This window comes from Psychrobacter sp. APC 3281 (genome assembly GCF_030407815.1).
Lineage (GTDB): Bacteria > Pseudomonadota > Gammaproteobacteria > Pseudomonadales > Moraxellaceae > Psychrobacter.
In genome coordinates, this window is record NZ_JASDCS010000009.1 from 184804 (window position 1) to 191127 (window position 6324).

The window sequence follows — 6324 nt, forward strand, 5'->3', positions numbered from 1 at the left end:
CATTCATAAAAATCCCAATTAAAGCGATATATAGAGAGCATCATGACCAATCAAACTTACACCCTAGAAGAACAACTGGCCCTTATTCAGCGTGGTACGCAAGAGATATTGTCTGAAGATGACTTAGTGGCTAAGCTAAAGCTCAATCGTCCACTACGTATCAAGGCAGGCTTTGATCCTACCGCACCAGATCTACATTTGGGTCACACGGTATTGATCAATAAGCTTAAGCATTTTCAAGATTTAGGTCATGAGATTTATTTTCTAATCGGTGATTATACCGCCAAGATTGGTGACCCTTCTGGCAAAAACAGCACGCGTCCACCATTGACTGATGAGCAAATCAAAGCCAATGCCACGACCTACGCTGAGCAAGTATTCAAAATCTTGGACAAAGAAAAGACTCGCGTGGTCTTTAACTCTGAGTGGTTCAATGACATGAGCGCCGCTGACATGATTCAGCTTGCCAGTCAGCAAACCGTCTCGCGTATGCTAGAGCGTGATGACTTTTCAAAACGCTATGCATCACAAACGCCCATCTCAATTCACGAATTTCTTTATCCGCTAGTCCAAGGCTACGACTCTATCGCCCTAAAAGCCGATGTTGAGCTTGGCGGTACTGATCAAACCTTTAACTTGCTAATGGGTCGCACGTTGCAAGGACGCTATGGCCAAGAGCCGCAAGTTTGTATCACTGTGCCAATCTTAGAGGGGCTGGATGGTGTCAACAAAATGTCCAAATCACTGGGCAACTATGTCGCTATCTACGATGCACCAGGCACCATGTATCAAAAAATCCTGTCGATGCCAGACACACTAATCCATCGCTACTTTGAGTTTTTAAGCTTTAAGCCAATGGAAGAAGTGGAAAGCTTGATGGCAGACATGGAAGACGGACGCAACCCACAAGAAATCAAACGTATCTTAGCCGAAGAATTAATCGAGCGCTTCCATGATGCTGATGCAGCGGCAAATGCGCACAAATCTGCTGGTAACGTTTTAGCAGATGGCGAGCTACCAGTTGATTTGCCAGAAGTGACATTAACGCTTGAAGAAGGTCAAGAGGCCTTGTTTATCACACAGGTATTAAACCAAGCAGGTTTGACTAAAAATAGTGCAGCGGCAAAAGACATGATTAAGCGCAACGCAGTCAAAGTAGATGGCGAAGTCGTTGATGGTGGCTTTAGTCTAACCTCAGGTCAAACGGTCGTGATTCAAGCAGGTAAAAAGGCTTATGCAAAAGTGACTGTTGGTTAGATAATCTATAAAAATGATTAAAAGTGAGGTCGGCAGTAATTGTCGACCTTTTTTATGAAGCGATGATTAGTAGCCATTTTTTAATAGTAGGAGTTTGCTATGACTAAAACTATCCCCCAAGGCATTTACCGCCATTATAAAGGTAGCTTATATCAAGTATTGCATACAGCGCAGCATTCAGAAACCGAAGAATCGCTAGTGGTATATCGTTGTCTGTACGGTGAGTATGACGTATGGGTACGTCCGCTTGCGATGTTTGCTGAAACGGTTACGGTAGATGGTAAAGAAATTCCGCGATTCGAATTAATTAAATCATTAAATGATTAATACTTAGCCAATGATTTAGATTGAATTTAGCACATAAAAAACGACCCGTTGAGGTCGTTTTTTTTGTGCATTATCGCAAACTCACAATTAAGCGTTCAGAAACTCTTTCAGTACTTTATAAAAACTAACTGGTGCATCCATCGGTACAGCATGTCCTGATGTTGGCAAAATAATACTGTGCGCATTGGACAGCAGAGTGGTCAAACGCTGTTGCCACTCTGCACTATATAATTGCGAGCGCGCACCAATCAGCAAGGTAGTCGGAATATTGACCGTTGGCAAAACATCTCGGTAATCGTAGGGCAGCGCAACATAAGCCGATAGGCAGCGCAGTTTGTGTTGCCAAGTCGCGTGTTCCATTAATGAGATTTTGTGTGGTGCCCGATAACTGAGGGCTTTTACCAATAATTGCGAAGGTTTGCTACTAACAGAGAGCAGAGAAAAAGAGCGTTCCATGCCTAACAAATTTACTTTTAATCGATAGGGCAGGTGACGGAAGTCAACCACTTGTTCGGCTTGTAAATAAGGAGCAGTGTCGGTAATTAACTGTGTGAATTGTGCAAACAGTTCGGTTTGTCGTGTGCCGAATACACCGCCACCTTGCCAGTCTGGCTGATTATGGATAATCGGTGCTTGGTCAATATTCAGATAGTGACTCACGCGCTGAGTGCCAAAGCGCTGAAAATACGCCCACATGACTAATGCCCCCATAGATATCGCGGCAACAGGAAAAACCTCAAAGCCAGTTTCTTCGCTCACGTATTCAAACACATCTTGGGTATCTTGTGCATATTGCTCAATAAAATCAAACGTTGGCAACGTTTGATTACTGGCCAAACCAAACCCTCTAAAATGAGGCAAGTAAAAACAGTAGTGCTGAATGAGCGGTAAAATAAATGGCAAAAATTGCCTCGCATCCATACCAAAAGCATGCATTAATAGGACAGGCTTACCTTTGCCGATGACAGAGACGGGCAGCAGCGTTCCATCAGCTGTTTGGACAGTAATGGTCTTTAGCTGGTAGGGAGGAAGAAAGGGTATGAGGTCTTTTTTCATGGAGTGATATCTCTTTGATTTTTCAAGCTCTCTCGGTCAATTTAGCTAAGAAAGTATTGCGGTAGAGTACACCGCTACAAAATAGTTATACCGCGAATAAAAGACTGCTATATTAAAGCTGTCACCTGACCATAGCATAGAATTTGGCTGGCGGTAAAAGCAGTAGCGTTAACTGACAAGGATATAAGTGCATGAGCAGATCAACATTGCCATTACTCGATAGTAGCCTATATCCACAAATATGGCAGCAGCAGACATTTGCCAGTCCGCAAGCGCTTTTACTGTCGCTGTTATCTGCTACTGTGAGTAGGGATGTCACAATTGATGCCAGTGCTTTTACCAAGCAGTTATTGGCAGACGATGTTTATCAGGAATGGATTAATACTACGGTGTTCGGGCGTTATTTACATCGTAACTTCACCGCGTTTTATCAGCAGACAGAAGACAGTTTTAACACAGATATGCCTGCATTGTTCCGTCAAGAACTAGTACGCCATGCGCAGTATTTACCATTAGGTCAGGTATTGTTTTTTGCAGGAGATATGCCCAAAAGTGTACGACAGACTAAGACATTAACCACTACGGTGAATCCGGCAACGGCGATCATAAGTGCTCAGAAAATGACTCAGAATCTGTCCAAAAAGCTGAAAGTGAATAATTCAAGGTTAATCATTAATCAGATAACCATCACTGGTAAGCAAGTATTAGGGTTTGCGATACGACATAACAAGCGCACTAGCGAACGTCTGCGTAACGAAGTATTGATTATGGACTTTCAGGATTTGCGCTTGGTCAATGAGCAAGCTATTGAAGACATAAAAAAAAGCAATATAGATGACTCTATATTGCTTCGATCTTATGAGATACGCTAACAGGTTCGGTGTTAATAAGTGATATATCTATAATCAACATCGACACTATAACTAGCCGAGCAGTTAATATTAATTTTGCTTGGCGATCGTTAGTCCATTATAAGTCTGGGCAACTGGCATTACTTCTAAACGGTTGACGTTAATATGAGCAGGCGACTCAATCAACCATAATAAAATATCACCGATATCTTCACCTGTCATGGTTTTAAAGCCATCATACACCTTGGCAGCTTTGTCATCGTCACCATGATAGCGCACGTTTGAAAACTCAGTGCCAGCCACATTACCAGGTTCAAGATTGGTCACACGCACTTGGGTATAAATCAGATCTGCTCGCAAGTTTAAGCTGAACTGTTTTACAAACGCTTTAGTTGCGCCGTAAACATTACCACCGAAGTAAGGCCAGCTACCAGCAATCGAACCAACATTGATGACATAGCCACTGTCACGCTCAACCATCGCTGGCAAGACCGCATGAGTCAACGCCATCAAGCCTTTAATATTGGTATCAATCATACGCATCCAGTCATCAAGACTGGCTTTGTGAGCAGGCTCTGTACCCAGTGCCAATCCTGCATTATTGACCAAGACATCGATTTGTTTAAAATCATCAGGCAAGTCAGCAATGATTTGCGGGATAGAAGCCGTATCACTCACATCCATAACCACGGGCAAAAAAGCCTCACCTAAAGTCTCTGCCAATGCATTCAGTTTATCAAGGCGTCTGGCGCAACCAATCACGCGATGGCCATTAGCAACCAAACGCTCTGCCAACGCTTTACCAAAACCCGCGCTCGCTCCTGTAATCAATACGTTCATGATCTGTCCTTATTGTTGATACTGTCTGCTATTGCCATAATTTTGATGATGGTTTTGTTTACCCTAATGCGACTTATCTATTAGATAACTGCTTACCAAAAATCTTATCACCAGCATCGCCTAGACCTGGGATGATGTAGCCGTGCTCATCCAAATGGCTGTCTAATGCAGCGGTATAGATAGTCACGTCAGGATGCGCTTCATTTACCAAACGTACGCCTTCAGGTGCAGCCACCAATACCAATGCTTTTATGTTAGTACAGCCATTTTTCTTTAGCATTTCAATAGTCGCAACCATTGAGCCGCCCGTGGCTAGCATTGGATCAATGATCAGCGCAGGACGTTTGTCCATGTGGCTCACGAATTTTTCAAAGAAAGGGACTGGCTGCAATGTTTCTTCATCACGTTGTAGACCGACCACAGAAATCTTAGCAGTAGGGATTAAGTCGAGCACCCCATCAAGCATGCCAATACCTGCGCGTAAAATCGGTACGATCGTTGCCGTCTTACCGATGATTTGCTCACCAGTGATCTCGCCACACCAGCCTTCCATTGGGAAAGTCTCGATCTCAAAATCACGGCTTGCTTCATAAGCCATCAAGCGCGCAAGCTCTTTGGTCAATGTACGAAATTTATAAGTACTACAGTCTTTTTCGCGCATAAGGCTGAGTTTATGACGGACTAGTGGATGATCGATTACCGTAATTTTTAAATCGCTGTTTAAGTCACTCATAAGTACTCTCTTGGTTTCTTGTCTGATGCTTGCGCAGTTACTGCGGTTGCTATTAGTATAAAAGATACAAACACTTACCGCACTTTAACCATATCCTTAGCTTATAAATAGTAAAGTTAAATCCTTCACAATCAAGCTAATTAACTACTTTTCGACAGTGCTTATTTATCGCAATGACAATATTTGCGTTCACAGCTGCTATCAAAGCCTAAGCAGTTCAGGCTAAGTAAAATGATATTGCGCTATTTAAGTCAACTGATTGAACCGACTAAGTTTGACTATACAACACAACGTGATTATAAGTGAGGTAGTGTTTAGACTTGCTATGATACCAAAAAAACCGCTTTTCTGATGAAGAATATCATGACTATAAAAACACCAAGCATCCAAAAAAACATCGATACAGAGTCGCCATTAGCCGAAAACAGCGCTGTTGACGTCGAAACGCATCCTTTTGAGCCTGTTCTGCCGCCCAATGCCACCATTATGATGATGGGTACTTTTCCGCCGACTGCTGATAAATGGGCAATGAGTTTTCATTATCCCAATTTTTATAATGATATGTGGCGGATATATGGTCGAGTATTTTTTGATGATGATGACTATTTTAGAGTAGACGACGAGAAGCGCTTTGATCCTGAGCGTATTCGTGATTTTATGTTTGAACGTGGTATCGCTTCTTGTCCGACAGTAAAGCAAGCCATCCGCGAAACGGGTAATGCTTCGGATAAAAATCTAACGGTGGTCACTCCTGTTGATTTAGATAGTATCTTGCCGCAAGTGCCAAAGGTAAAGTCATTGTTTACGACAGGAGGCAAGGCGACCGAAGTATTGCTTGGGTTATTAGACGAGCCAATTGCCAAATCAAAGCATCCGAAAACCAATCAAAGTATGGATTACCCTTATCAGTGGCAGAGTACAGATAACCAGAAAGCTGATGTGAATAACCTAACCTTATATAGGTTACCGTCGACTTCACGTGCTTATCCACTATCGTTGGATAAAAAAGTAGCGGCGTATAAGGCGTTTTTTGAAAAGATGGGTAAGTTATAAAGTTCAAATAGAGAAATGGTTACTTTAATAGAAGATAAAGCTCAGAGATAAAAGGTATTTATCTAGCAAAGCTAAACGTTTTTGATGTTATAAATTATAATAAATAGCACATATATAGTCAGTCTTTAAACCTATTGAAATTAATTGGACAGTAACCCATTGAAAAAAGTACAGATTTACTCATCTCCTAAAATAAGATTAAAAACA

The 6324-nt window shown here is 42.1% G+C and carries 7 protein-coding genes; 4 read left to right on the top strand and 3 right to left on the bottom strand.

Annotated elements, in window-relative coordinates:
• Positions 1–42 precede the first annotated feature (42 nt).
• Together tyrS and QL886_RS09845 are read left to right on the top strand one after the other, a co-directional pair.
• The gene (gene tyrS, locus QL886_RS09840; protein WP_290178566.1) at positions 43–1257 is read left to right on the top strand and encodes a tyrosine--tRNA ligase; all 1215 of its coding nucleotides are present in this window, start codon (positions 43–45) and stop codon (positions 1255–1257) included.
• 99 nt (positions 1258–1356) lie between these two features.
• Complete coding sequence (locus QL886_RS09845; RefSeq protein WP_290178567.1) at positions 1357–1584, top strand: DUF1653 domain-containing protein; 228 nt, start codon at positions 1357–1359, stop codon at positions 1582–1584.
• Between the two features lie 87 nt (positions 1585–1671).
• Here the strand turns inward: QL886_RS09845 and QL886_RS09850 are convergent, their stop codons facing one another.
• Complete coding sequence (locus tag QL886_RS09850; protein ID WP_290178568.1) at positions 1672–2640, bottom strand: alpha/beta hydrolase; 969 nt, start codon at positions 2638–2640, stop codon at positions 1672–1674.
• Between the two features lie 191 nt (positions 2641–2831).
• Between QL886_RS09850 and QL886_RS09855 the strand changes: the two genes are divergently transcribed.
• Positions 2832–3512, top strand: coding sequence for a hypothetical protein (locus QL886_RS09855; protein WP_290178569.1), 681 nt, complete (start codon positions 2832–2834; stop codon positions 3510–3512).
• A gap of 69 nt (positions 3513–3581) precedes the next feature.
• Here the strand turns inward: QL886_RS09855 and QL886_RS09860 are convergent, their stop codons facing one another.
• Complete coding sequence (locus QL886_RS09860) at positions 3582–4331, bottom strand: SDR family NAD(P)-dependent oxidoreductase (RefSeq protein ID WP_290178570.1); 750 nt, start codon at positions 4329–4331, stop codon at positions 3582–3584.
• A 73-nt stretch (positions 4332–4404) separates the two neighbouring features.
• Positions 4405–5064 carry a uracil phosphoribosyltransferase gene (gene upp / locus QL886_RS09865; protein ID WP_057761878.1) on the bottom strand — a complete coding sequence of 220 codons (660 nt, stop codon included), beginning with the start codon at positions 5062–5064 and terminating at the stop codon, positions 4405–4407.
• 486 nt (positions 5065–5550) lie between these two features.
• Between upp and QL886_RS09870 the strand changes: the two genes are divergently transcribed.
• Positions 5551–6117: a DNA glycosylase gene (locus QL886_RS09870; protein WP_356625991.1), complete on the top strand. Its 567-nt coding sequence runs from the start codon at positions 5551–5553 to the stop codon at positions 6115–6117.
• The last annotated feature ends 207 nt before the right edge of the window (positions 6118–6324 follow it).

Excerpts from the sequence above, each read along its gene's own strand:
- QL886_RS09860 (WP_290178570.1), bottom strand. The coding sequence starts at position 4,331 with ATGAACGTATTGATTACAGGAGCGAGCGCGGGTTTTGGTAAAGCGTTG.
- upp (WP_057761878.1), bottom strand. The coding sequence starts at position 5,064 with ATGAGTGACTTAAACAGCGATTTAAAAATTACGGTAATCGATCATCCA.
- QL886_RS09870 (WP_356625991.1), top strand. The coding sequence starts at position 5,551 with ATGATGATGGGTACTTTTCCGCCGACTGCTGATAAATGGGCAATGAGT.
- QL886_RS09850 (WP_290178568.1), bottom strand. The coding sequence starts at position 2,640 with ATGAAAAAAGACCTCATACCCTTTCTTCCTCCCTACCAGCTAAAGACC.
- QL886_RS09855 (WP_290178569.1), top strand. The coding sequence starts at position 2,832 with ATGAGCAGATCAACATTGCCATTACTCGATAGTAGCCTATATCCACAA.
- QL886_RS09845 (WP_290178567.1), top strand. The coding sequence starts at position 1,357 with ATGACTAAAACTATCCCCCAAGGCATTTACCGCCATTATAAAGGTAGC.
- tyrS (WP_290178566.1), top strand. The coding sequence starts at position 43 with ATGACCAATCAAACTTACACCCTAGAAGAACAACTGGCCCTTATTCAG.